The sequence below is a fragment of the Maribacter sp. HTCC2170 genome (assembly GCF_000153165.2).
GTDB lineage: Bacteria > Bacteroidota > Bacteroidia > Flavobacteriales > Flavobacteriaceae > Maribacter_A.
The window spans coordinates 1,241,234-1,265,398 of sequence record NC_014472.1 but is presented as its reverse complement, the minus strand read 5'-3'; the positions used below and the strand labels follow the sequence as shown (position 1 = coordinate 1,265,398).

Here is a 24,165-nt window from a genome sequence, read left to right as displayed (position 1 = left end):
ATAAAATGAGCAAGAAACGAAAACTGGATACTCTAATGATGCATCATGCAGAGGATAGGGCAGCCTATCATGGAGCAATCGTACCACCAATTTTTCAAAACTCATTATTTAGTTTTAAGGATTGGGAAGCTATAGACAAAGCATTTGATAATAGATCTGAACATTTTATTTATTCTAGAGGGAAAAACCCAACGGTTAAACTGGTTGAAGAAAAAATTGCTTTATTGGCCAATGGTGAAAAAGCTCAACTTTTTCCTTCAGGAATGGCCGCTATTACAGCCTCTTGTTTGCATTTTCTTCGGCCGAATGACCATGTTGTCGCCATTAAGAATTTATATGGTCCGGCGAGTAATTTGTTAAAGAGTTATTTATCAAAAAAGATGAATATTGAAACAACCTTTGTTTCTGGTGAGCATATTGAAGATTTTGAAGATGCAATAAGGGAGAATACTGCACTCATCTATCTTGAGAGTCCATCGACGGCCGTTTTTAGTCTACAGGACATTGAAGCAATTGCTAATTTGGCCAGATCAAAAGGGATAAAGACGATGATTGATAATACCTTGGCAACTCCAATTTTTCAGAAACCCTTGGATATGGGGATAGACTTAGAAGTACATTCCTTTACAAAATACCTTGGAGGTCATAGTGATTTAATTGGGGGTGTAGTAATAGGAGCGCAAAAAGAAGTTGATTCCATTTTTCACAATGAATACGAATTGTTAGGTGCGAAAACCGCTCCGATGGAAGCTTGGTTATTGTTACGTAGTTTAAGAACACTGACTATGCGTGTAAAAAGGCATCAATCAAATGCAATGGCAATTGCTGAATTCTTAGAAGGACATTCCCAGATTGAATTTGTTAGATACCCTGGACTTAACAGTTTTCCGCAAGGTGAGCTATACAAGAAACAAATGACTGGTAGCACTGGCCTAATGTCTTTCAATTTAAAAACTGAAAATCTTGTGGAGATAAAATCTTTCGTTAATAGATTAAGTGTTTTTCAAATTGGGGTTAGTTGGGGAGGACATGAAAGTCTGGTATTTGTTCCTGCTATTAGTTATTTGAAGGAATTAGATGAAAAACAATTCAAGAACATGGGGATTTCATTAGGTGATATAAGAATTTCAGTTGGATTAGAACATGTTGATGATTTAATTACTGACCTTAAAGATTCTTTGGATCTAATAAAGTGATTAATTGGATTTCATTTGATTGGTTCTGTTTTTTTAACGACCAATTGGCTATTTAAAATCAATTATTACGTTATGGCTAAATCCCTTTTGTTTATTCCTGACATTTCTGGCTTTACTGAGTTTGTACAGACCACCGAGGTTGAACATAGTCAGCATGTGATTGCAGAATTACTTGAGGTGTTAATAAGTGCTAATACCCAAGATTTACAGCTTGCTGAAGTTGAGGGTGATGCCCTATTCTTTTACAAAGAAGAAGAGCTTACCTCCCAAGAACGTTTATTGGCACAAATGGATGCGATGTTCACCGCCTTCTATGGGCATCTTAAGTTATTGGAAAAGAACCGAATCTGTCCTTGTAATGCGTGTGCTACTGCCCATAAATTGGATTTGAAGATTGTTGCGCATTCTGGCGAGTTACAGTTTATTCATGTTCAAGGAAATAGAAAACCATTTGGTCAGCAGGTCATAGAAGCACATAGATTGCTTAAAAATTCTATAGATAGTGATAATTACGCCTTAATAAGTAAAGAACTTGCCAAGGATATAGGGCTGCCAATTTATTATTATAGTAAGGCTTATAGGTTCAAAGAAGGTGAGGACACTTATGACGGGCGGAAAGTTGAATATATCTATTCGTTCATTGATAGTGAAAAATTGAATTTAAGTTCATTCACTCAAGCCAAAAAGGTAACTCTGGATAGTCCGCCCAAGATAGAAATGGAACGGAAATTTCCAATTTCGGCGGCTGGGTTATTGGAGTTTTTAACCAACTATAAATATCGACATTATTGGACCGAAGGGGTAGATGAATTTAAGTACAATGAAAATGAAGTTACACGTCTGGGTTCTGAACATGTATGTGTAATCAATGGGAAGCAACTTGATTTTGTTGCAGTTACAAAGGATGTCGAGCCCGGTAAATTGGTATATGGTGAATTAACTGGTAGTGCACCTCTGATAAAAGAAGTATATCAATTTTACAATATCACTCCATTATCCGGAAATGAATGTATGCTGAAAGTAGAAGTGTATTGGAACGCTAATTCTTGGTTCAAAGAACTGGTTTATACCTTGGTAATTAGCAAAATATTTAAAAAGAATACTTTAAAGGCAGTCAATGGCCTCTATAAGTTTGTCTCGGAAAAAAATAATTGAGATTATTCGTTTTTTTCTGCCTCAGGTTGTGCTTTCCTATTTTCCAGTGCCTGTCTGCTTAAACTTGCGAGATTAAAACTGGGGTCAATCTTCAAAGCTTCATTGATGAGTCCTATTGCATCATCGATTTTTGTCTTATCCTGATTAAAAATCGCCAGTGCCTTTAAATGCGTAAAAGCAGCCTTTAAAGCAGCCTGGTAAGGTTGTTGTCTTTCATAGAAGGCATACTTCATTTCATCAGTTGCGTTGGCAATGCCATATTCTATGTTTGTCATTGCTCCGGCATTGTCACCAGTCTGGATTTTTAAATCTGCTAGCTCGTAGGCCAAATATGCATTTGGAGTTCTTTTGTTCAATATTTCAAATTGTTCAATGGCTCTCTTTGGCTGGCTGATTGCTTTTAAAGAAATAGCCTTTACCTGTACCGCTAAATCAGAATCTGATTCGTTTTTGTCAACACCTATTGTGTTCAAGGCTTGCATATGCTTGTTGCTTTCAGCATAGATATAGGCAAGGGTATCTTTTCTAGCGTCTGAAGGTGAAAGAACATTTAAATGAGTTATTGCGTTGATCATTCCATCAACATCGGCCTGTAATCTCATTTGATTGTAAAAAGCTTCATAGTGCTTAATTAATTCAGCATTAGACTGCGCGCTTACTACATAACTAAGCGAAAAAAGGACTACAAATACAAACTTTCTCATTTTACTTTTTATTAATTACTATTTTGGTGCGCTAATCTATAAATTATATTTTTAGAAAGCTGTTAATGAAAACCTTAAATGCAAATAAAAAAAGGGCTGCCCATGGCAGCCCTTTTTTGATAGTAGTGGTATTGAACTTATGCCACTGTCAGTGTAACGTCTTTTTGTGTAAACGTTCTTAACAGACTTGCATAGAATCCAAGGCTTTTAGTATCCTTTTCGATACAGGATTTTAAGAAATCCTTTAAATTTTTGAAGATTAAATTGGCATGTAACGTTGGGATGTACGTATTTACCTTTTTTGGGTCATACTCAGTATCATCCATTACAATATCCATTTCAACTCTTTTCCTATGATAGTCTATTGAAACATCGGCTGCATTGTAGTACTTTTTCAAAAGTGCTACATGAAGGCTCTTAAATTTGTCGGTCGCTTGTTGGTTGGCACAACTCTTGGAAATTAAACTTTCAATTTCCGAGGTGATTTTCATTTTTAATGTTGAATTTTCCATGGCAATCGATTTTTAATGTTTAAATAAAGTTATGTATTTCATCGATAAGGTGTTTATAATCAAGGATATAATTAACAAAAATCAGGGGCTTTTGTTGTGAAAACTAAGGATGCTGTTGTGAAGTAACTTCAAATAGTAGTCTTAAAAACGTACTTTTTAACATGTATTAACCTATTTGATATGATTTCTTTTCCAAATTTTGTGACGTTTCGTTCAAATTCAGGGGAAATCAACCCTCTTTTGGAGCTCTCTTTTAAATAATAATCGATTTTTGAACTGTATAATGGGTAAACAGCATTGAAAAGTTCTCCCCACCAACCTTTTTTAATAGTGGAAACCATAATTTCAATGCAATCATCTAAATGGACTAAATTAACCGGATAATTCCCGTTTTTTAAACCTTTTCTGCCAGCAAGCGTATTAATGGGGTGCCTATTGGGGCCAATCAATCCTCCAAACCTGATAATAGTTGTTTTAAATCTAGTGCTTGATTTAAACAAATTTTCTGAAGCCAACAATTGTCTTCCAGATTCGGTAATCGGTTGCGGGACTGTATCTTCGGTAACTTCACCTGAAACTTCACCATAGACGGAAGTGCTACTCACAAAAATGACTTTGGTCACGGCCGACTTATAAAGAACTTCAAGAACCAATTCCATTTTTGACACATAATTTTCAACATGTTCTCCACGTAATTTTGGTGGTATATTGATTATTAGCACACCGACATTGGTTAGAAATTGACTTATAGGCCCTTTGATGATGTTTTCTGAAAGGTCTATTACAAAAGGTTTGATACCTGTTTTTGAAAGCTTGTCGATTTTACTCTCTGATGTAGTTGAACCATGTACCAAATAACCTTCATCAACCAACCGTTTGCCCAGGGGAAGTCCCAGCCAACCACAACCCATAACGGCTATGGCCTTATTCAAAAGTCAATGTTTTGGTGGTCAATATTGCATCGTTTAACACAAAAGGCATCGGTATATTGTCTTCAGGTCTTTCAGGAACAGAAAATTGTGGGTTGCTTAAAAGGTCATTGGAGGCCTCATAAATGGTCAACTTCAATTTAACATCTTTTGGGAAAACGAGATTTAATTCAGTGAAATCATTGTTGCTTACATAGTGGGTAATCAATTTACCTCTTCTTCTATTTTTAAGGTAGTGCTCTGAAAGTTGAATTCCATTTACGCTTGCTTTGCCCATCTTAATATCATTGGTAAACACCTCAAGTCTATTTACATTTCTTTGTGGACTAATGCAGATTTCCAAATGTCGCTGATTTCCAATAATAGTATCCCGAGAAGTATCAATTTTTGGAGGTAATATTTCTTTTAAAGGAGCTTTAGTGACATATGTAAACCCTGAAGAATATTTGCTGCTGATGGTTTTATCTGAAAGTCTTTGAGGTTTGGTACGGTCGGGACCAATATATTGAGCCGTCCAATTAGAAACTACGTGCTCATAAGTTGCCCATTGCGCTGTTTGCTCATTTACATCCAACACATAAAGCAAACTATTTGGTTTTGCATTTTCTTTGTCGAAGTCTGACTTAAAGTGGGCAGAAATCATAAACCCAAAAAATAGGGCAAACCCAAGAAAAGCCAATCTCTGTTTGTTTTTATAATACCCAAATATTGGGAGAAGTAATAAAAATGTTAATGATGTCAATAGGGTAGCGGCTACCATCATTTTTAAACCTAAGCCAATCGGGAACATTTTTATGAAAGGGGAATAAATCCATAGCGCCGGTATCGCCAATAGAAATAGTAAATACGCACTCGGTTCTTTCTGGTTAATAACCACCATGAATGAGGCGAGTAGGGCAAACACAGGAACAATGAAAAAACTTGCGCCTTGTAAATAGTATGATACCAAACCACAGATTACCAACCATAAAAAAATAGGAGCCACCAACAAATTGGGAGTATCTACTTTATTGAATTTATGATACGACCAAAAACAGGTGGCAACCGCAAACACAACAAATACCAATATATACATATGCCCATTATATGTAAAACCATGAAGAATATCTTTGTATTCGGGATAGACCCATTTTAAGACAGACCAACTATAATATCCTACAACTCCATTAATGACTAAGGCGATGAGCGGGGGAATAAACCCTTTAGCAATATCTTTTGACTTCAAAATGTTCTTTTTAAACCCAATCGCTATTAAAACAATGAAAAAGAGTACGGCAAGACCGAACATAGGCCAGATCCATTCAAAAGGATACGAGACTAGTTTAAAGAACGGCACATTGAAGTAGATAGAATCATCCAAGCTTTTTAAACTATTCAAGTCTGAATTGGCAAAATAGGATAGCGTAGACATCAAATAACTACCTTGATGTGCTAATGTATTTTGATTTAATCTTTCGTAACTATCCCGAACGGTATGATAATCATAATGGTCATCAATAAAGGCGAAATTAAACCCTTCTATATCACCGTCCTCCCTAAAAACCGTAAGATCGGTATCATTCGGGAGCATTTTGTAAATACTGTATACCAATGAATTGGCAACTGGGAATTCAGGATTTGCTTTTGTGAATTCCTCAATGAGCTTGCCATTACCGCGGTTCGTTTCAACCAGCATGTAACTTGGGCCACCGCTTCCGCGAGCTTCAAAGTTCAATGTGAGCCCAACTTCCTCTGCCCAAGGATGTTTGTTTACAAAAAGATCTGCTCCATTCAACCCAAGTTCCTCTGCATCGGTTATGAGGATAATAATATCGTTTTTGGGTTGTTTGTTTTCTGATAGAAATGCTCTTATGCCTTCCAAAATTGTGGCAACTCCACTCCCTGCATCACTGGCGCCTAAAGATGAATGTGGACTACTATCATAATGCGAAAGCAATAACAAGGCCTTACCTTTTTCAGAACCTTTTATTCGAGCAAGAATATTGATTACCTTACTCAAATTACCCCAATCACCCGCCGTATATCCTTCTTGAAGCGAGGTTTCCAACCCCATAGATTCTAATTGGGAAATAATGTATGACCTAACCTCAGCATGAGCAGGGAATCCTACGCCATGGGGTTTTTGAGACATGGTTTTTACATGACTTAAGGCCCTATCGGTAGAGAACTCATTCTCGGGACTGTTTTTACCTGATTCATAGGTTGGCATTGATGCCTGAAAACTCCAATAAATGGCAAGAATTATAAGAAGTAAAGTGGTGATTTTTGTAAATCGTTTCATAGAAATTGCTTGTGCCTTAAAAGTATAAAATTCTTATATGACATGGCGTTACATCGAGTATTTTATGAATTTCGATTAATTTTTCTATCTTTAGTAATCAACCTAAATTCAAATTATATGGGAATCAAAAGTTTTCAAGGTTTCAGAAAGGCAGCAAAGAAGGAGTTTGATGCGCCGATTTTAGTATCTGATTATATGAGCACCAAATTGGTGACTTTTGCCCCCGAACAATCAATTTTGGAGGTAATGGAGCAGTTTGCCAAGCATCATATTTCCGGTGGTCCGGTATTGGATGACAATGGGTTCTTGGTTGGAATTATTTCTGAGGCGGATTGTATGAAACAGATTTCTGAAAGCCGCTATTTCAATCAACCTATATTGGACAAAAGTGTTGAAAAATACATGACCAAAGGAGTTGAGACCATTCCCCATGATATTTCGATTTTTGATGCGGCCGGAATCTTTGACAAACATAACAGAAGAAGATTGCCTGTGATGAAAGATGGACTTTTAGTTGGCCAAATAAGTCGAAAAGATGTTGTTATTGCTGCGCTAAAACTCAGCGGGCAGAATTGGAAATAAAATGCCTTACTCGCGCTTTACAATCATATAATAATCATTGTCCAAAGGCAAATAACCTAAATCATAAACAAAATAATAGGTGGTTCCCTTTTTAGTGGTGTAGAGGTTGGTTATAAATTCAAAATCGAAACCTTTATTCATTAAACGTGTTCTCGTTGTTTTCGTTTTTCCTTCTTTTAGAGGAAAACTATCCAATACTCTATAATTCTTTCGTAAACGATTGTTGATGTTTCTTATTAGGTTTTTACTGTCTTTATTTACTTTGTTGTTATAAGCGTTTCTACAATGGTCTGAGCAGTATTTTTTATCAACACGCCCTCTTATTTCTGCACCACATTCCAGACACTTTCTTTCCATTTTACTCAACTCTTTTATAATTGAATTTCGCTTCTTCAGATGTCCCATCTTCATGGCCAATGACCACGTACATGTTAATTTCGTTGGCACTTATTTTTTCAACCGTAAAACCTTCAAAGTAAGCTCTATTGTCTTCTATTTTTACTAGTTTAAAATCGACTGTGTCATCTTTCTCTTCCCAACCCTTTAATGAACCATGAAAATGTTTTAGTTGTAATATTAAGGTTCGTTCTGTTTGTTGAATATGACCAATTTCATAGAATTGAACCTTGCCATCTGCTACTAACTTAAAAACAAACATCATAGAATCTCCCAGTGGCGGACTCCATATTTCTTCAGCTATTCCTCCAAAGGCTTCGCCTTTCCAATGGCCGGAAATCCATGAGACATCCTCCAAAGTAGCTTTTGGAGATTCCTCTCCCTTAGCAAGTTTTAAGGTGTTTTGGGCATTACAACTAATTGAAAAACAGAAAAGTAAAATAAAAATTGATTTCATATAAATGCGGATTGATGAAAGCAAGATACGAATTATCCGATTGTAAACGGTTAATGCTTTAGTTTGATATATTCAAATCATATTTACCCAAAAGACCCAAAATGTTGTCTTTTGAAAACTTGGCTTTTTTGAGCCTATTTTGTTCCGGGTCAATCTGAAAATTATATGAAGTCTCGAAATCAGTTTTTTCCAAGATTGAAAGATTAAATATGGCCTTGCCTAAATCACAGGAGTCAAATACGGCGTCAGTTAAATCAGATTCTGTAAAATCTACTTCAATGAGTTTACAATCAGAAAACCGAATGCCCTTCAATTTCAATTGATAAAATGACGAAAAGTTAAGCACACAATCTATAAAGCTGAAGGCCATTAGAAAATCATTGCATTCTTCAAATTTCAATCCCATTATTTTACAATGAGAGAAGGTTACCTCGTTAAAAATAGAGTGTGCAGTATTAGTATTGCTGAGGTTACAATCAACAAAGTCACACTCTATAAAATTTTGATTGTCAAGAAAGCCATTGGAAAAATCACAACCTTCAAAAATGCAATTTTCATACTCGCCTTTTTGGAGACGGTCTTTTGTGAAATCTTGACCTTTGAAGGTTTGATCCGCGATAAAGGGCTTGTTCATTTAATTAACTATTGTTTCCTTTTGTTACAACCATGATTTTTGGGTTTATCTTCTTTAATTCTTCAATAAATTCATGTTTTAATTTGGGTGAAATAATCACACTTCTTTTACTGTCGAGTTTTATTTCTAACCTATCCAATGAGGCAGCCGGGGCACTAATCGGGTTATTGGTTTCGGAAATTTTGATAATCCTATTTATTTCGAATGATTTGTTTACTATAAAACCACTTTTAACCTTAAGCGTTTTTCCATCAATGACATAATAAGTCTGTAGAAATAAATAGATTACAAAAAGGGCAACTAGTACATTTATAGCCAATCCGAGCCATAAACCATCTTTGAACATTTGGTAAGCTCCAAGGCCTAAAACAAGGCCTATGAAAATCGATATTCCGACACCAATTTTTGATTTGTATACTTTCATACTTCAATGTTCTTTTAAGACACCCTTTTCGGTTTATCCCTACTCGTCCAAAATTATTGCTGGCAACTCCAATTCTCTGAATAGTTGATTATAGTCGTTCATTTCTTTATCAACTATTGCATCTCTCTCTGTTTCGTAAACTCCCCAATCAGCCATTAAGTCTGCCAATCTTTCTTTAGCGCCTTTGGTGACTTTTGGTTCTGCGGCATCAACATAACTTTTGAGTTCCATGAATTCTGCATTCAATTGATTGTTGAAGTTGATTACATCTTGAAAAGTTTTTTGATTGGGTTGAATAAGGTTCTGTTCCCAAGTATCAATTCGTTTGGTAAGCTCTTTGCCTTGCTCTAATAACATCTTGGCCTTTTCATTGCCTTTAAGCAATTTGGCATAACCCTTTAATTGTGATTTTGCAGAACGCATAGCTGATACAGATTCATGAATACCCTTTATGGCCCCTTCAATCTGTCCCAAAATCTGTTGTTGTTCAGTATATTCGACTGAGTTACTTTCAACTTTTGGATTTGGCAACACGGTCGCTTCGGTTTCAGATGTCAGTCCGTCCAAAGTCAATCGTAATGTGTAGTTTCCAGGACCAACTCTTGAACCTGCATAGTTACCATAAACAAAAACCTTATCAACGGCCGGTAAAGTTTCTTTTCTAAAGTTCCATGTAAAACGGTTATATCCTTTTTTGGAAGGAAGAACCTGTGGTTTAGACGGTCCTCCGGGCCACGATTTAAAATCTTTAGGCTTTTCATTGGTAATGGTACGAATCAATTTACCATTATGCATAACCTCTAGTTCAAGGTCTAAACTATCGGCATCCTTATCTAAATAGTAATCAAAAGTCACCCCTGATTTCGGGTTTTGACCTAATCCCGGAACTGGCTTACTGCTGCTACCTCCAAAAATTAAATAAGTGTCTTTTGGTTTGAAAATTTTCACGGGCTGTTTAGGTGCTTTAATATTCTGAATGGCAGCCACATCATCCAATATCCAAAATGACCGACCAGCAGTTGCCGCTACGAGGTCATTATCTTGAATATATAGGTCATTGATTGGTACAACAGGCAAATTCAGTTGAAATGGTTGCCAGTTTTGCCCATCGTTTGTTGAGATGAACAAGCCGGTTTCGGTACCTGCGTACAATAATCCCTGTTGTTTTTTGTCTTCACGAACCACGCGGACAAAAGTGTGATCGCCAACAATACCATTGGTTATTTTAGACCACGTTTTTCCATAGTCCGATGTTTTGTAAACGTATGGCATCAAATCCATTGTTTTATATCGCATAACAGCAACATAGGCTGTTGCCGCCTCATGCGGAGAAACTTCTATACTATTAACTATGCCTTCTTGAAGGCTTGGGGGGGTAATGTTTTCCCAATTCTGACCACCATCTTTTGTAATGTGAATAAGCCCATCATCGCTACCCGCCCAGAGGACACCTTGTTCATGTGGGGATTCAACTAAGTACATTATGGTATTGTAGTTTTCACCACCTGCCGCTTCGTTGGTATATGGGCCAGCTCCAGGCCCTTGTTTCGATTTATCGTTGCGAGTAAGGTCCGGACTTACTACTTCCCAGCTATTTCCACTATCGGTTGATTTAAAGACCACATTACCTGCATGGTATATTGTATTTCTGTCGTGTGGCGAACTTATAATTGGAGCATTCCAATTAAAACGGAACTTAAAATCTTCAGGAGCATTTCCCAAGGCTAATTCTGGGTATTCTTTGATTGATTTACCTTCCCTTGAAGCACGTGCCCACTTTTCGATGATACCTTGGTAACAACCACCAAAAACCACCTCAGGGTTATCAGGGTCAAAAGCCAAGTATGCACTCTCACAGCCAGCCACAGAATACCAATCTTTCCAATCAATACCACCATCATTGGTTCTACTTACAATAGCAATTGCTGAATTATCCTGTTGACCGCCATAAACGTTATAAGGTACTAAGTTGTCTGTAATTACCCTATAAAATTGTGAGGTTGGTTGGTATTGTTGGGAACTCCAACTTTTTCCTCCGTTATTTGAAACATTGGCGCCACCATCATTGGAATTGATCATTTTGGAGTTGTCATTCGGATTTATCCAAAGGTCATGGTTGTCGCCATGTGGTGTAGGTAATGGTTTAAAGCTTTTACCACCATCTATTGATTTGGTTACAGGTGCGTTTAAAACATACACCAGATTTTCATCCTGTGGATCAGCGAATATTTCCATATAATACCAGGAACGGGCAATATTAATCCGGTCCTTGTTCACCTGTGTCCATTTTTTACCAGCATCATCGGAACGATAAACCCCTCCTTTTTTACCTTCTGCTTCAATCACGGCAAAAACCCGTTCTGGATTTGCCCGAGAAACTGAAATTCCTGCTTTACCAAATTCCTTTGGTAAACCTTCCTTCATTTTATCCCAAGTTGCACCACCATCGGTAGATTTATACAATGCAGATCCTTTACCGCCGGATTCCATTGTCCAGGGAAAACGCTGATGTTCCCACATAGCGGCGTAAAGAATCAATGGATTTTTCATATCCATTGATAGGGAAGAGGCTCCCGTTTTATTGTTTACAAACAACACCTTTTCCCAGTTTTCCCCTCCATTAATAGATTTATAAATACCCCGATCTGTTGAGGGGCCGTATTGTGCACCTTGTGCTGCTACAAATAGAATATCTGGATTGGTTGGATGTATAATTACATCTGAAATATGTCTAGTAAAATCCAACCCAATATGGTTCCATGTTTTTCCAGCATCCGTTGATTTGTATACACCATCTCCCATTGATGTCATTACCCCACGGGCAGCATGTTCACCCATACCCACAACAACAATGTTCGGGTTGCTTTCAGATACGGCAATATCACCAACTGTTCCTGTCTTCAAAAAACCATCAGAAATATTTTTCCAAGTAATACCGTCGTCTACGGTTTTCCAAATACCGCCACCGGTATTTCCCATATAGTATGTCATAGGTTGGCCCATAACACCGCTCGATGCGACACTTCGACCTCCTCTGAACGGACCGATATTCCGCCATTTTAAACCATGAAATATAGAATCTTGAATGACTTCTATTGTGGTTTTTGATTTCTTTTTTCGTTTTTGGGATTGCATTGAAAATGGTAGCACAAACAATGCGACTAGGAGAAGATGTAAAGGTTTCATATGGTTGGTTTTAATTTTGTTCTAAATATACTTTTTTGATCATGTTTACATGATGTAATTCGTGGCCAAGTATGTGATAGCCTAAGGCTCGAACACTGGTTTGGTTTGTATTGGCCAAACCTATACGCAATAAGGAATCTTTTGAGAACCCATTGAAGAGTGTAATGGTAGATTCGCGAACGGCAATGTATTCATTCATTATGTTGGTAATACTTCTTTCTGAGGCATTTGAATGGTTGGCATAATCATCTTGCTCAAAACCTGGCAGTTCTGTTTTGTCATTTCTTGCAAAGGCCAGTGCCCTGTACCCATAAATTCTTTCATCATCAATTATGTGCACCAACAATTCTTTGATAGACCATTTGTTGGGAGCATATCTAAGATTTAGTTGCTGCTCACTCAATGAATCGACCAGTCTAATGGTCTCTTTCATGGCTTCTTCAAGTTGATGCAGTAGCGTATTGTCTTTTTTGACCCATTGCATGTACATTTCGGCATATGCGGGGTATTCTTCTTTAGAAGGAAAATCTATTTTTTGGTACTTCACTTTCATTATTTGACAATCAAGAAATCCTGGTAAGAAAGATACTAAAGCTTTCAGAATACCCAATAAGAAAAGACCTTAAAACTAACAATGAAATAATAAAATGATGGCTGATGAATTAGTATTCCACTTTCTTAAATTTAGCGTTCTTAAGTTCAAATTGAGAACTGGGGAGGTCTGGATATTTTTTCCTTAGGCCTTCATATTCTGGGTTTACGGCATGTTTTCCCCAAATGCCCAACATTAATTTTAGGTTTTCCTCATCTTCTGGGTATTGCCCTTTGTCATCTGTTTTTGCAATCCAATCTTTTAAAACCCCGGAATACTCTTTCAATGTATTGGCATGGGCTTCACTAGTTGCAAGATTATTCAATTCGTAAGGGTCTTTTCTAAGGTCATAAAGTTCTTCAGAAGGTCTTTCATCAGATAAGAATCGACTTTGAATCGAATCCAGCTTTCCTTCTTCATACAATTGTTTCATGGTCTTGACAAATTCGACTTCACCAACATCCATATAAGTGGGTTGCAAATATGGGCGGTCGGTCATGAAATTCCGTATATATTTAAAATCTTTTGAGCGTACCGAGCGAATACGGTCAATTGTAAAATCACAGCGGTCCCTTGCAGAGATAACATATTCTCTTGGCTCTTTACTGCTGTCAAATATGTTCCTGCCTTCCATATAATCTGGAATAGGAATATTGGCTAAGGCTAATGAACTTGTGCCAAAATCCAATCCATTTATCAAATCATGGTTTTGGGAACCACCATCCTGTTTCCGATAATCTGCAATAATAAGGGGTACTTTTAATCCTCCATCATATAAAAATTGCTTATGTCGTGTTAAACGCATGCCATGATCTGAAAAGAAAAAAACAATGGTATTCTCCAACAATCCATTTTCATCAAGTTCTTTGATAATCTTTCCAACTTTTTCGTCTGTAATTTTAATGGCATCAATATGATTGGCATATTCTTCTATTATAATAGGGTGGTGAGGTAAATAAGGTGGGAGTTCAATTTTTGAACGATCAACGGGAGATTTGACTCTTTCCTTAAACGTAGAAGAAAAAATTTCTTTGCCCCCAGACATTTGAATTTGACCAAAGAAAGGGGCGTTGGTTTTTAATTCTTCGAGCGGAACGTTCACACCTTTCTTTCCATAGAGAGGGTGTTGCATGTATTCTTGGTCATAAAGATCTTTGCGGTTATAGATAAAATTGTAGTCATCCTTACCATTATTGAAAGTGAAATACCCAGCATTTTTAAATACCTCAGGAACTGTTTTATAACCCTCGGGAAGATGAATGGCCGACTCTGGAGTTCTTGAACTATGATGGTTATGTAAACCTAAAGTAGTTGACATTGAGCCAGTGATAATACTGGAACGTATGGCAGAACAAACCGGGGCTGGCATAATGGCGTTTGTGTATAACACACCCTTGTCAGCCAATTTATCAATATTTGGGGTACTAACCAATGTGCTACCATAACTACTTAGAATAGGGGAGGTGTCCTCAAGATAAATCCATAGAATGTTGGGTCTATCAATTTCTTCCTTGGTTTCTTGACATGAACTTAGCCATAAAAGGCCTATCATACTCAAAATTGAAATCAGAGCTTTTATATTTTTCATAGGAGTTGGTTTTATTTTATTAATTGGTCTACGTCTGCTGGGCTAATTGCTTTGTACAACAATTTATCACATATAGATTTATTTTTCCTTGTTATGGAAATATTTTTTTGAACCTCTTGGGAAATTCAGATTTTATTAGAAGTTTTTCATTGGTATAAGGGTGGTTAAATTCTATTGAATAGGCATGTAAGTACAATCCTTTTCCCTTTAGAATTAAATCTTTTGTTCCATAGTCTGAATCTCCCAAAATTGGATTTCCAATTCCGGACATATGAATTCGTAATTGATGTCTTCTACCTGTTATGGGAGTTAATTTCACCAAGTTCAGTTGGCCAAATCTTTCGGAGGGTACGGTTTCTTCTACGACATATTTTGATTGCGCATTTTTATTATCGATTTTCAAAGTGACTTCCCCTCGGATTTCCATTTTTCCCATGGTTATCGCATAGTAGGTTTTCTTGATTTCCTTACGTTCGAACATTCCATTTAATGCACGAATAACACTGCTGGTTTTACCAATCAATAGAATTCCTGTGGTTGCATAATCCAATCTATGTACAGGTTGGGGCAATGTCGAATCGGGAAGATTACTTGGCTCTAAATTTTGGGATAAAGCATGGGTAATGGTCTTAAAACTGTTCCCGCTTACCAAAATACCGGAAGGTTTATGAATCGCGGCCAAGTGCTCATCTTCATATAACATTTTTAAAGGAAAGAGAAGTGTTTTCTTAGAGCTGGTTTTCTTAGGAAAAGATAGCTTAATAGTTTCCCCACCGTGGATAAAAGTTGCTGTTGTGCCAATTACATTATTTACGGTAATGTACTGTTTCTTCAACGCTTTTTTTAAAGCCGATTTAGTTAGGGCCATATTAAAAATACCCACGCCATATTCTTGAAGCCGAATTGGTTTTGAAAGTTTTGGAACAATATGAATTTCGTTAGGGTTGATGATGTTTTCTAAGCCATTAATTAATATAGATGCCTCTACGTAAATTGGATTTGACATAAAGGTACTCATATATTTTAATTGTCAAATCTATATAATTACCTGATATAGAGCTTAAAAAAAGTTTACAAACGACAACAAACATTTACAAACGAAAGTAAGTGCTTTACAACCGAGTAAAATTTCAAAGGCGCAATATGTTTGCCCTGTCGAATCAAGGAGGTTCGGTAGTATTAACTGTTTAACACGTAAAACAAATAATTATGAACGCACTTAGAAACAAAGTACAGTTGATTGGAAACTTAGGGAATGACCCTGAAATAGTAAACTTGGATGGTGGAAATAAACTTGCCAAGTTTTCAATTGCCACAAATGAGTCTTACAAAAATGCCCAAGGCGAAAAAGTTACAGATACCCAATGGCATAATGTAGTTGCATGGGGTAAAACAGCTGAGATTGTAGAGAACTATTTAAACAAAGGAAATGAGGTTGCCATTGAAGGGAAATTAACCCATCGCTCTTATGAAACCAAAGAAGGTGAAAAAAGATATATAACTGAGGTTAGGTGCAATGAACTGCTCATGTTAGGGAAGTAATATGATGAAAAAGCCTCGATTTTTTATTCGAGGCTTTTTGTTTGCATTTATGTATTATAAAAAAGCAGTAATGATTTTAGATATAGAGGTGATACTGATTATGTTTTTCTACAAAGAAATTTAGCAGTTCTCAGGCCTAGTTCTTTATAGGCCGTCGTAATTTTTTCGAAAACGTCTCCATTGGTAAAACCATGAATTTCAAAAGATTCGGAGGCAAAAAGAATTGTCTTTGGGGTGCTATTTTCTATAATCTTAATTGAGGCTTCAAGTCTTGCAGCCTGATCCCAAAGGAGACGTTCATAACCTGGATTTATTGCACTGATTTTGACCACTATTGTATACTTGGTTTTTGAATAGTTTCTAGATACAGTTATATGCCTGCGCTTTAGTCTAAAATTATTAAAAGTAGTAATGAAAGTTGGTTCATATCTATTTGTTCTGTTCTCAACCCATAAATTTTGATATTCCCCACCTGAAACATGATTGGGAACTTCTAGATTTTTTGGATACTCAAAAACAACTTTGTATTGATTAATACCCGTCAAATTTTTGATATTCCCACGACTAATTTCAACCCTCTGACCAAATGAGCTAAGTGCGATGAAAAATACTAAACAATTGAAAAGGCGATTTGCCATTTTAATTTAAAATTGGGATACGAAATATAATCAATTATACTTTTATTCATAAGGTAATTTAGGTTAAAATTCAATCATCAACAGCGGCACCAACCATTTGTCTAAATTTCCATGCTGTTTGATCATCAACACGTCCTTGGGTTTGTTTCATAAGAACTCCAATGATTTTTTCTTTTGGATCGGCAAAATATTGGGTATTGAAATAACCACCCCAGTCAAAGGTTCCCTTACTGCCTTCTCCTCCAGCTGCCTGTCCAACTTTGGTAACAACGGCAAAGGCAAGGCCGTAATGTTTGTTGCCACCGGCCCAAATGTCCCCAATCTGATTACCCATTATGCTTTGCACCGTTGTTCGACTTAAAATACGTTTACCATTGAACTCGCCATTGTTCAAATACATTTGTAAAAAAGTGGCATAGTCTTTTGCCGTACTGGACAGTCCCGCTCCACCAGAGAAAAAACGCATTGCTCCAGTTTTAGGATAATCGGTATCATAAAAAGTGATTGGATATTTTTTCCATTTGCCCTCAACTTTTTGTTGAACGGATACGAGGCGATCATGTTTGTTTTTTGGTAGATAGAAGCAAGTATCTTTCATTTCCAAAGGGTCGAAAATCTTCGTTTTCAAGAATTTGTCAAAAGGCATTCCCGATACTACTTCAATAAAATACCCTAGAACATCCAAACCTTCACTATAAGTGAATTTCTCCCCCGGATTATGGTGCAAGGGCAATTTAGCAAGTTTTTTTACGCTCTCGGCAATACTAATATTCTCAGTGGTAAATAAGTCTGTAATGCCAGCCTTGGCATAGATTTTTTTGAAACGTGCATCACCGTCAATTACCCCATACCCTATTCCAGAAGTATGGGTAATCAGATCTCGAATCGTTATTTGATCTTCAGCAGGTTTGGTGGTATAGGTAGAGTCTTGTTCGCTGAAAGTGTCCAATATTTGAGCTTCCCCAAATTCAGGAACGTATTTTGAAATGGGATCGTCCAATCTAAACTTTCCTTCTTCCCATAGGATCATCACAGCAGTAGAGGTGATTGCTTTGGTCTGAGAGGCAATTCTGAAAATCGCATCTTTTTCCATTTTCGTTTTGGATGCATTATCTGCCATTCCGTATGAATTATGAAAAACGATTTTACCATTTCTGGCAACCAAGGCTACAATACCTGGTAGGTCTGAATTCGAAACTGCTTTGTTCAGCATATTATCAATCCGAGCTAAACGTTCGGAAGATATTCCAACACTTTCCGGTGTTGCTTCTGTAAGTGGGGGAGAGAATTTTACCGATGTGGTTTGTGCAAAAGTTGAACAATAGAATAGGAACCCAACTAAAAAAAGGAAATGTTTCATGATATTAAAGTATTACCACATTGCAACAACAATGTGATTTGCATATAGAAAGATAGTGATTTCTTAGCGCAATCTTTTTCCTAGAGTTAATTGATGTGCGGGCAAATAGTATTTATGCCCCTGAAGGTGGGGCAGCTGCACTATTGGCAGTAATTTGTTGCACATCCCTATCAAAAAGATATAACCCACCTTTGTCATTTCCGATGAGGTTAATTTTATCCAATATAGTGCGCGCCAATGCTTCTTCCTCGATTTGTTCAGCCACATACCACTGTAAGAAATTATGAGTGGCATAATCTTTTTCCTGAAGGGTAATATGTACCAATTCATTGATACTGTTGGAAACAAATATCTCATGCTCCAAAAGTTCCTGGAACATTTTTTGAAACGTCCCGAAATCGGATTTGGGAGCTTCCAAAGTAGCAACCTTTGCATGACCTCCGCGCTCGTTCACGAATTTTATCAATTTAAGCATATGCATACGTTCTTCATCTGATTGGTCGTACATGAAAGTAGCGATACCTTCCAATCCTTTGACTTCGGCCCAAGAGGCCATAGAAAGATATACTTGCGATGATTCCGCTTCAATTTGTATTTGTGTATTTAAGGCCTTTTCTAATTTCTTGGATAACATGATTTTTTCTTTATGGACTATAAATTTACATAAAACTAAGGCAAAAATGAAAGGGCGAATATGTTGTTTTTAAAAGGTGCCTATAATACCAAATCGACCAGGTCCAAGGCTTAGGCTCCATTGAACTTGTTTTGAACCTTGGTTGTATTTAGTATGGTACCTATTATCCAAATAACGATCAATAGCTTCTACTGTAAAAATACTGATGGCAATGCTAACGGCAACATCGCTCAGCCAATGTTGGCCATCCCAGACCCTCGATATACCTGGAACTAAACCAATTGTGTAGATACCTCCTTTTACCCAAGGGTTTTTAAATTGTTTACCAATGGCATACGCATTGGTAAAAGCCATCATAGCATGGCCCGATGGGAACGAATGGTAATTTCTACTTTTGTTGAAAGGATCAAAAGTGGCTTTGGAGTGGTCACTCAATGGGCGGGCCCTGCCCACTACAGATTTCATTATTTGTTGTAAGAACCCAGTTGCAGAAGCTGAAGAAACCAGTAGGACACCTGTTCTTCTTAATTTCTCATTTTTAGTGATCAAACCACTAAAATATACTCCAGCTGTCATAATATAATTATTCTCAGGATTACCTATAAATTCACCATATTCACGAATGAACTGTGGCACATTGTCTTTTCGCTCCCTTAAAAAATCAGAGGTTTCATAATCAACTAAAAATAAACCTCCGGCCCCTGCCGAAACTAGTGCAGCATTTCCCCATTGCTGACGTTTCCAATGAAAAGGGCGACTATATGCATAACCGACACCCTTGAACATATTACCAGTATCATATTTTAGCATTTTCCAAGTGGATGGGGTGTCAATGTTCAATGAATCTTGTCCTTGCAGGCCCGGGAATGAAAATAGAATAGAAAGAATAAGGATATTTCTCATACAATCTTATGAATGTCTTAAAAATATGAAAATTGAAACTAATCGAATGTTTCTAAGTATGAAGTTTTAGTTGGATGCGCTTTCTAGGCACATCAATGTCAAGTACTTTAACGATAATCTGTTGATGCAAGCTTACATGTTCGTTCACATCTTTCACAAAAGCATCAGCAAGGTTTGAAACGTGAATTAGTCCACTTTCTTTAATTCCTATGTCTACAAAACACCCAAAGTTGGTGATATTGTTCACGATTCCTGGGAGTAGTTGTCCTTCATGAAGGTCAGCAATCGATTTTATATTTTGATTAAAAGTAAAGACCTTAGCTTTCTCACGGGTGTCTAAACCGGGTTTTTCTAGTTCCTGAATAATATCTTTTAAGGTGAAAAGGCCAACATTTTCGGTACAATAGTTGTTCAAATCAATTCCTTGCAGCAGTTGTTTGTTCCCAATCAATTCTGAAACACCCTTGCCAAGGTCTTTGGCCATTTTTTCAACAATATTGTAACTTTCTGGATGAACCGCTGAATCATCTAAAGGATTCTTAGGTTGCTTAATTCGTAAAAATGCCGCTCCTTGCTCAAAAGCTTTCCCGCCCAAACGTGGAACTTTCGTAATATCTTTTCTATTTTCAAACGCCCCATTTTCATTTCTATAGGAAAGGATATTCTCAGCAAGCTTGGGGCCTATGCCCGAAACATAACTTAATAAAGGAACACTGGCTGTATTTATATTTACACCAACCGAATTAACACAACTTTCAACAACCGTATCCAAAGATGTTTTGAGTTTGTTCTGATCCACATCATGTTGGTATTGGCCTACCCCGATTGATTTTGGATCAATTTTAACTAGTTCTGCAAGGGGATCAGCCAACCTTCTGCCAATTGATACTGCCCCACGAACGGTGACATCGTAATTTGGAAACTCTTCGCGAGCTATTTTTGAGGCAGAATATATTGATGCACCAGCTTCACTTACGACAAAAACCTCAATGGGCTTTCTGAACTGAATTCGTTTTATAAGATGCTCAGTTTCTCGGGAAGCCGTACCATTACCAATGGCAATAGCCTCTATTTTATAGGAATCTGTAAGCGAGCTTATTTTTTTAATGGCACCTTTACTATCATTCTTTGGAGCATGCGGATATATGGTTTCATTATGTTCCAAATCGCCCTGAGCGCTTAAACAAACAACTTTGCAACCTGTTCTAAATCCTGGGTCAATGGCCAAGATCCGCTTTTCCCCTAAAGGAGATCCTAATAATAGTTGTTTTAAGTTTTTCGAGAATACTTGAATGGCCTGATCATCAGCCTTTTCTTTGGTCTTTTTTAGGTTTTCGTTGGAGAGGGATGGAAACAAAAGACGTTTATACGCATCCTGAACAGCAAGCTTTATTTGGGTAGAACAAGCATTGTTGCTTTTAATGATACGGTCTTCTATTTTCTGAATCGCTCGATCTTTATCAATTTCGATTTTAACACGAATGAAGCTTTCGTTTTCAGCCCTAAGAATAGCCAATAAACGATGTGATGGGCATCTACTCAACGATTCATTCCAGTCAAAATAGTCCCTATATTTTTGGGCTTTTTCCTCCTCTTTTTTTGTTGAGATTACTTTAGTCGTGAGTTGTGCAAACCGCTCCAATTGGTAACGTATTTGATTGCGAACATCAGCTCGTTCATTGATCCATTCGGCGATAATATGCCGGGCTCCTTCAAGGGCATCATCTTCATTAGGAACTGCATCGTTTAAATATTTTGAAGCCTCATATTCAATCTCATCATTACGTTGTGCCATAATGATTTTTGCCAAGGGCTCCAGTCCATTTTTTCGAGCGGTTTCAGCTTTCGTCTTTTTACTCTTTTTGTAAGGGAGATAAAGATCTTCAAGAACAGTCAAATCTCCTGTCCTATTTATCTTTTCACGAAGCTCATTGGTTATGACCTCTTGCTCTTCCAAAGCCTTGATTATGGCTTTTTTTCTTTTTTCGAGAGCTTCGAACTGATTCTTGAAGGTCACAATGCTTCCAATTTGAACTTCATCCAGATTACCAGTCCGCTCTTTACGATAACGGGAAATGAACGGTACTGTACAATCTTCGTTAAGAAGTTCCACCGTGTTTTTAACTCCTTTTTCGGGAAGTTGGGTGTGTTCTATTAAATAGGGGATGAGTTGCAATATCGACTAATTTATAGTGCCTCCATTATCAACACTCTCTTCATCAGGATTAACAAAGACTAATTTGCCTTCGGCATTCTCGGTCATTAGGATCATCCCTTCACTTTCAACACCACGCAGTGCCCTAGGCGCCAAATTTACAAGAACAGTCACTTTTTTACCCACGATTTCCTCTGGCGCAAAACTTTCGGCAATACCTGATACAATGGTTCGAGTATCAAGTCCTGTGTCTACTTTTAATACCAATAGCTTTTTGGCCTTTGCCATTTTTTCAGCTTCGACAATGGTACCTACGCGCATATCCAATTTGGAGAAATCGTCAAATGTAATGGTGTCTTTTTGTGGCTCAACGGCTTTGTTCATTTGTTCATTTGTTTTTTTGGTAGCTTCCAATTTATCTAATTGTGCCTGTATTTCTATATCCTCAACCTTTCTGAACAATAATTCTGCCTTACCAATTTGATGACCGGCTGGAAGTAGGGCTTCTTTTGAAGAAACATCCGTCCAACTGTTCTCGATACGATTCTCCGAAGTCGAATCACTCGAACTGACATTTAAGATGCGTTTCAGTTTGTCCGAAGTAAATGGTAAAAAAGGCTCACACAAAACAGAAAGCCCTGTTGCTATCTGAAGTGCCACGTACATAATAGTTTGTACCCTTTCAGCATCTTCCTTGATTACTTTCCAAGGTTCTTCATCAGCTAAATACTTATTACCCAAGCGAGCTAAATTCATCAATTCCTGACTGGCTTCACGAAAACGGTATCGTTCGATAGAACCTGAGATTATTTCTGGATATCTTTTTAGTTCTGCTAAAGTTTCTTCATCAACCTTACTAAAATTTGATGGTTCAGGAACCACCCCATCATAATACTTATTGGTCAAAACAACCACCCGGTTAATGAAGTTACCTAGTATAGCTACTAGTTCATTGTTGTTTCGTGCTTGAAAATCTTTCCAAGTAAAGTCGTTGTCTTTGGTTTCTGGCGCGTTTGCAGTCAATGTATACCGCAAAACATCCTGCATATCAGGAAATTCTTCCAAATACTCGTGTAACCAAACTGCCCAATTTTTTGAGGTTGATAACTTATTACCTTCTAAATTCAAAAATTCATTGGCGGGCACATTTTCAGGTAAAATATAATCGCCCTGTGCTTTTAAGATACTTGGGAAGATAATACAATGAAAAACAATGTTGTCCTTGCCAATAAAATGCAGCAATTTGGTATCCTTATCTTTCCAATAAGGTTCCCAATCTTTCCCTTCTCGTTCTGCCCATTCTTTAGTGGAAGAAATATAACCTATGGGAGCATCAAACCATACATAAAGTACTTTTCCTTCACCGCCTTTTACAGGAACAGGAATACCCCAATCTAAATCTCGCGTAACCGCTCTTGGTTTCAATCCGTCATCTATCCATGACTTACATTGGCCATAAACATTGGGTTTCCAGTCCTTTTTATGCCCTTTAAGAATCCATTCCTTTAAAAAATCTTCGTAGCGATCAAGTGGTAAAAACCAATGTTTGGTTTCTTTGAGCGTTGGGATAGCTCCCGTAATGGTTGACTTCGGATTTATTAAATCGGTTGCATTCAACGAAGATCCGCAATTCTCACATTGATCACCGTAAGCTTCTTCATTTCCACATTTTGGGCAAGTTCCTATAACAAAACGATCCGCTAAAAACTGTTGGGCTTCTTCATCATACAATTGTGCCGTGGTTTCTTCAATAAAATCACCTTGTTCATGTAGTTTAACAAAGAAATCAGAAGCGGTTTTATGATGTATTTTTGCCGAGGTTCTCGAATAATTATCAAATGTAATTCCAAAATCAACAAAAGATTTCTTGATGATTGCATGGTATTTATCAATTACATCTTTGGGAGTAATGCCTTCTTTTTTGGCCTTCATTGAAATAGCCACGCCATGTTCATCACTTCCGCAAACAAATGCAACGTCTTTACCTATTAATCTTTGGTATCTGGCATAAATATCTGCAGGTACATAAACCCCTGCTAAATGACCAATATGAATAGGGCCGTTCGTATAGGGTAATGCTGCGGTAATCGTATATCTAGCTGGGCTTTTTATTTCTGTTGCCATTCATTTTGAAATTAAGCTCCAAAAATACAGATTTTGCTTGGTGCAGCCTAGATTAACTCGATAATCGAGGTTTTAAATGCTCCTTGGCTTGCCCTTAGGTAGTTTGCTAAAAAAGGAGAGCCCTCGAACTATCATTGCTGATACTGTCGAGGGCTCTTCCAGAAAGTGGGGGT

Annotated in this window: 22 protein-coding genes; 4 read left to right on the top strand and 18 right to left on the bottom strand. The window is 37.3% G+C overall.

Annotated features, from left to right (window positions below; all coding sequences use genetic code 11):
* Positions 1 to 5: 5 nt before the first annotated feature.
* Both FB2170_RS05685 and FB2170_RS05680 read left to right on the top strand, forming a co-directional pair.
* A complete protein-coding gene (locus FB2170_RS05685; RefSeq protein ID WP_013305571.1) occupies positions 6 to 1,196 on the top strand; it encodes a trans-sulfuration enzyme family protein in 1,191 nt (396 codons plus the stop codon).
* Positions 1,197 to 1,268: 72 nt separating this feature from the next.
* Positions 1,269 to 2,351 carry a DUF2652 domain-containing protein gene (locus FB2170_RS05680; RefSeq protein ID WP_013305570.1) on the top strand — a complete coding sequence of 361 codons (1,083 nt, stop codon included), beginning with the start codon at positions 1,269 to 1,271 and terminating at the stop codon, positions 2,349 to 2,351.
* 2 nt (positions 2,352 to 2,353) lie between these two features.
* On the opposite strand, the gene FB2170_RS05675 is transcribed toward FB2170_RS05680, so the two are convergent.
* From FB2170_RS05675 to FB2170_RS05660, 4 genes are all read right to left on the bottom strand, one after another.
* On the bottom strand, positions 2,354 to 3,055 hold the full coding sequence (locus tag FB2170_RS05675; RefSeq protein WP_013305569.1) for a hypothetical protein: 702 nt from the start codon (positions 3,053 to 3,055) through the stop codon (positions 2,354 to 2,356).
* A 137-nt stretch (positions 3,056 to 3,192) separates the two neighbouring features.
* Entirely contained in the window at positions 3,193 to 3,567 is a 375-nt protein-coding gene (locus FB2170_RS05670) for a hypothetical protein (RefSeq protein ID WP_013305568.1), read from the bottom strand.
* Between the two features lie 128 nt (positions 3,568 to 3,695).
* Positions 3,696 to 4,499 carry an NAD-dependent epimerase/dehydratase family protein gene (locus tag FB2170_RS05665; RefSeq protein WP_013305567.1) on the bottom strand — a complete coding sequence of 268 codons (804 nt, stop codon included), beginning with the start codon at positions 4,497 to 4,499 and terminating at the stop codon, positions 3,696 to 3,698.
* The gene (locus tag FB2170_RS05660; RefSeq protein ID WP_013305566.1) at positions 4,492 to 6,777 is read right to left on the bottom strand and encodes a M28 family peptidase; all 2,286 of its coding nucleotides are present in this window, start codon (positions 6,775 to 6,777) and stop codon (positions 4,492 to 4,494) included. Before FB2170_RS05660 ends, FB2170_RS05665 begins: the two co-directional genes overlap by 8 nt.
* 117 nt (positions 6,778 to 6,894) lie before the next feature.
* Between FB2170_RS05660 and FB2170_RS05655 the strand changes: the two genes are divergently transcribed.
* Positions 6,895 to 7,359, top strand: a complete 465-nt coding sequence (locus tag FB2170_RS05655) for a CBS domain-containing protein (protein ID WP_013305565.1) — start codon at positions 6,895 to 6,897, stop codon at positions 7,357 to 7,359.
* Between the two features lie 6 nt (positions 7,360 to 7,365).
* Here the strand turns inward: FB2170_RS05655 and FB2170_RS05650 are convergent, their stop codons facing one another.
* The 8 genes from FB2170_RS05650 to FB2170_RS05615 all read right to left on the bottom strand — a co-directional run bounded on the left by FB2170_RS05650 (position 7,366) and on the right by FB2170_RS05615 (position 15,642).
* Complete coding sequence (locus tag FB2170_RS05650; protein ID WP_013305564.1) at positions 7,366 to 7,716, bottom strand: hypothetical protein; 351 nt, start codon at positions 7,714 to 7,716, stop codon at positions 7,366 to 7,368.
* Position 7,717: 1 nt separating this feature from the next.
* A complete protein-coding gene (locus FB2170_RS05645; protein ID WP_013305563.1) occupies positions 7,718 to 8,212 on the bottom strand; it encodes a DUF6265 family protein in 495 nt (164 codons plus the stop codon).
* Between the two features lie 58 nt (positions 8,213 to 8,270).
* Positions 8,271 to 8,846: a pentapeptide repeat-containing protein gene (locus FB2170_RS05640; protein WP_013305562.1), complete on the bottom strand. Its 576-nt coding sequence runs from the start codon at positions 8,844 to 8,846 to the stop codon at positions 8,271 to 8,273.
* A 4-nt stretch (positions 8,847 to 8,850) separates the two neighbouring features.
* Positions 8,851 to 9,270 carry a PH domain-containing protein gene (locus FB2170_RS05635; RefSeq protein WP_013305561.1) on the bottom strand — a complete coding sequence of 140 codons (420 nt, stop codon included), beginning with the start codon at positions 9,268 to 9,270 and terminating at the stop codon, positions 8,851 to 8,853.
* Between the two features lie 39 nt (positions 9,271 to 9,309).
* Positions 9,310 to 12,456 carry a WD40/YVTN/BNR-like repeat-containing protein gene (locus FB2170_RS05630; RefSeq protein WP_041632686.1) on the bottom strand — a complete coding sequence of 1,049 codons (3,147 nt, stop codon included), beginning with the start codon at positions 12,454 to 12,456 and terminating at the stop codon, positions 9,310 to 9,312.
* Positions 12,457 to 12,466: 10 nt separating this feature from the next.
* The gene (locus tag FB2170_RS05625) at positions 12,467 to 13,009 is read right to left on the bottom strand and encodes a DinB family protein (RefSeq protein ID WP_013305559.1); all 543 of its coding nucleotides are present in this window, start codon (positions 13,007 to 13,009) and stop codon (positions 12,467 to 12,469) included.
* A 109-nt stretch (positions 13,010 to 13,118) separates the two neighbouring features.
* Positions 13,119 to 14,636 carry a sulfatase gene (locus FB2170_RS05620; RefSeq protein ID WP_013305558.1) on the bottom strand — a complete coding sequence of 506 codons (1,518 nt, stop codon included), beginning with the start codon at positions 14,634 to 14,636 and terminating at the stop codon, positions 13,119 to 13,121.
* Positions 14,637 to 14,727: 91 nt separating this feature from the next.
* Positions 14,728 to 15,642 (bottom strand): RluA family pseudouridine synthase, encoded by a 915-nt coding sequence (locus FB2170_RS05615; protein ID WP_148232067.1) that lies wholly within the window; start codon positions 15,640 to 15,642, stop codon positions 14,728 to 14,730.
* Between the two features lie 203 nt (positions 15,643 to 15,845).
* Between FB2170_RS05615 and FB2170_RS05610 the strand changes: the two genes are divergently transcribed.
* Positions 15,846 to 16,178 carry a single-stranded DNA-binding protein gene (locus tag FB2170_RS05610; RefSeq protein WP_013305556.1) on the top strand — a complete coding sequence of 111 codons (333 nt, stop codon included), beginning with the start codon at positions 15,846 to 15,848 and terminating at the stop codon, positions 16,176 to 16,178.
* 98 nt (positions 16,179 to 16,276) lie between these two features.
* Here FB2170_RS05610 and FB2170_RS05605 read toward each other — a convergent pair whose 3' ends face one another.
* From FB2170_RS05605 to metG, 6 genes are all read right to left on the bottom strand, one after another.
* Positions 16,277 to 16,816: a hypothetical protein gene (locus FB2170_RS05605; RefSeq protein ID WP_013305555.1), complete on the bottom strand. Its 540-nt coding sequence runs from the start codon at positions 16,814 to 16,816 to the stop codon at positions 16,277 to 16,279.
* Between the two features lie 70 nt (positions 16,817 to 16,886).
* Positions 16,887 to 18,176, bottom strand: coding sequence for a serine hydrolase domain-containing protein (locus FB2170_RS05600; RefSeq protein WP_013305554.1), 1,290 nt, complete (start codon positions 18,174 to 18,176; stop codon positions 16,887 to 16,889).
* 112 nt (positions 18,177 to 18,288) lie between these two features.
* Positions 18,289 to 18,810 carry a ferritin gene (locus FB2170_RS05595; RefSeq protein WP_013305553.1) on the bottom strand — a complete coding sequence of 174 codons (522 nt, stop codon included), beginning with the start codon at positions 18,808 to 18,810 and terminating at the stop codon, positions 18,289 to 18,291.
* 69 nt (positions 18,811 to 18,879) lie between these two features.
* On the bottom strand, positions 18,880 to 19,713 hold the full coding sequence (locus FB2170_RS05590; RefSeq protein WP_013305552.1) for a phosphatase PAP2 family protein: 834 nt from the start codon (positions 19,711 to 19,713) through the stop codon (positions 18,880 to 18,882).
* A 52-nt stretch (positions 19,714 to 19,765) separates the two neighbouring features.
* A complete protein-coding gene (locus FB2170_RS05585) occupies positions 19,766 to 21,889 on the bottom strand; it encodes a Tex family protein (RefSeq protein WP_013305551.1) in 2,124 nt (707 codons plus the stop codon).
* Between the two features lie 6 nt (positions 21,890 to 21,895).
* Complete coding sequence (metG, locus tag FB2170_RS05580) at positions 21,896 to 23,992, bottom strand: methionine--tRNA ligase (RefSeq protein ID WP_013305550.1); 2,097 nt, start codon at positions 23,990 to 23,992, stop codon at positions 21,896 to 21,898.
* Positions 23,993 to 24,165 lie beyond the last annotated feature (173 nt).

What these genes read in the sequence shown, in the direction of transcription:
- FB2170_RS05685 (WP_013305571.1), top strand. Translation starts at nt 6, where the DNA reads ATGAGCAAGAAACGAAAACTGGATACTCTAATGATGCATCATGCAGAG.
- FB2170_RS05680 (WP_013305570.1), top strand. Translation starts at nt 1,269, where the DNA reads ATGGCTAAATCCCTTTTGTTTATTCCTGACATTTCTGGCTTTACTGAG.
- FB2170_RS05675 (WP_013305569.1), bottom strand. Translation starts at nt 3,055, where the DNA reads ATGAGAAAGTTTGTATTTGTAGTCCTTTTTTCGCTTAGTTATGTAGTA.
- FB2170_RS05670 (WP_013305568.1), bottom strand. Translation starts at nt 3,567, where the DNA reads ATGGAAAATTCAACATTAAAAATGAAAATCACCTCGGAAATTGAAAGT.
- FB2170_RS05660 (WP_013305566.1), bottom strand. Translation starts at nt 6,777, where the DNA reads ATGAAACGATTTACAAAAATCACCACTTTACTTCTTATAATTCTTGCC.
- FB2170_RS05655 (WP_013305565.1), top strand. Translation starts at nt 6,895, where the DNA reads ATGGGAATCAAAAGTTTTCAAGGTTTCAGAAAGGCAGCAAAGAAGGAG.
- FB2170_RS05650 (WP_013305564.1), bottom strand. Translation starts at nt 7,716, where the DNA reads ATGGAAAGAAAGTGTCTGGAATGTGGTGCAGAAATAAGAGGGCGTGTT.
- FB2170_RS05645 (WP_013305563.1), bottom strand. Translation starts at nt 8,212, where the DNA reads ATGAAATCAATTTTTATTTTACTTTTCTGTTTTTCAATTAGTTGTAAT.
- FB2170_RS05640 (WP_013305562.1), bottom strand. Translation starts at nt 8,846, where the DNA reads ATGAACAAGCCCTTTATCGCGGATCAAACCTTCAAAGGTCAAGATTTC.
- FB2170_RS05635 (WP_013305561.1), bottom strand. Translation starts at nt 9,270, where the DNA reads ATGAAAGTATACAAATCAAAAATTGGTGTCGGAATATCGATTTTCATA.
- FB2170_RS05630 (WP_041632686.1), bottom strand. Translation starts at nt 12,456, where the DNA reads ATGAAACCTTTACATCTTCTCCTAGTCGCATTGTTTGTGCTACCATTT.
- FB2170_RS05625 (WP_013305559.1), bottom strand. Translation starts at nt 13,009, where the DNA reads ATGAAAGTGAAGTACCAAAAAATAGATTTTCCTTCTAAAGAAGAATAC.
- FB2170_RS05620 (WP_013305558.1), bottom strand. Translation starts at nt 14,636, where the DNA reads ATGAAAAATATAAAAGCTCTGATTTCAATTTTGAGTATGATAGGCCTT.
- FB2170_RS05615 (WP_148232067.1), bottom strand. Translation starts at nt 15,642, where the DNA reads ATGTCAAATCCAATTTACGTAGAGGCATCTATATTAATTAATGGCTTA.
- FB2170_RS05610 (WP_013305556.1), top strand. Translation starts at nt 15,846, where the DNA reads ATGAACGCACTTAGAAACAAAGTACAGTTGATTGGAAACTTAGGGAAT.
- FB2170_RS05605 (WP_013305555.1), bottom strand. Translation starts at nt 16,816, where the DNA reads ATGGCAAATCGCCTTTTCAATTGTTTAGTATTTTTCATCGCACTTAGC.
- FB2170_RS05600 (WP_013305554.1), bottom strand. Translation starts at nt 18,176, where the DNA reads ATGAAACATTTCCTTTTTTTAGTTGGGTTCCTATTCTATTGTTCAACT.
- FB2170_RS05595 (WP_013305553.1), bottom strand. Translation starts at nt 18,810, where the DNA reads ATGTTATCCAAGAAATTAGAAAAGGCCTTAAATACACAAATACAAATT.
- FB2170_RS05590 (WP_013305552.1), bottom strand. Translation starts at nt 19,713, where the DNA reads ATGAGAAATATCCTTATTCTTTCTATTCTATTTTCATTCCCGGGCCTG.
- metG (WP_013305550.1), bottom strand. Translation starts at nt 23,992, where the DNA reads ATGGCAACAGAAATAAAAAGCCCAGCTAGATATACGATTACCGCAGCA.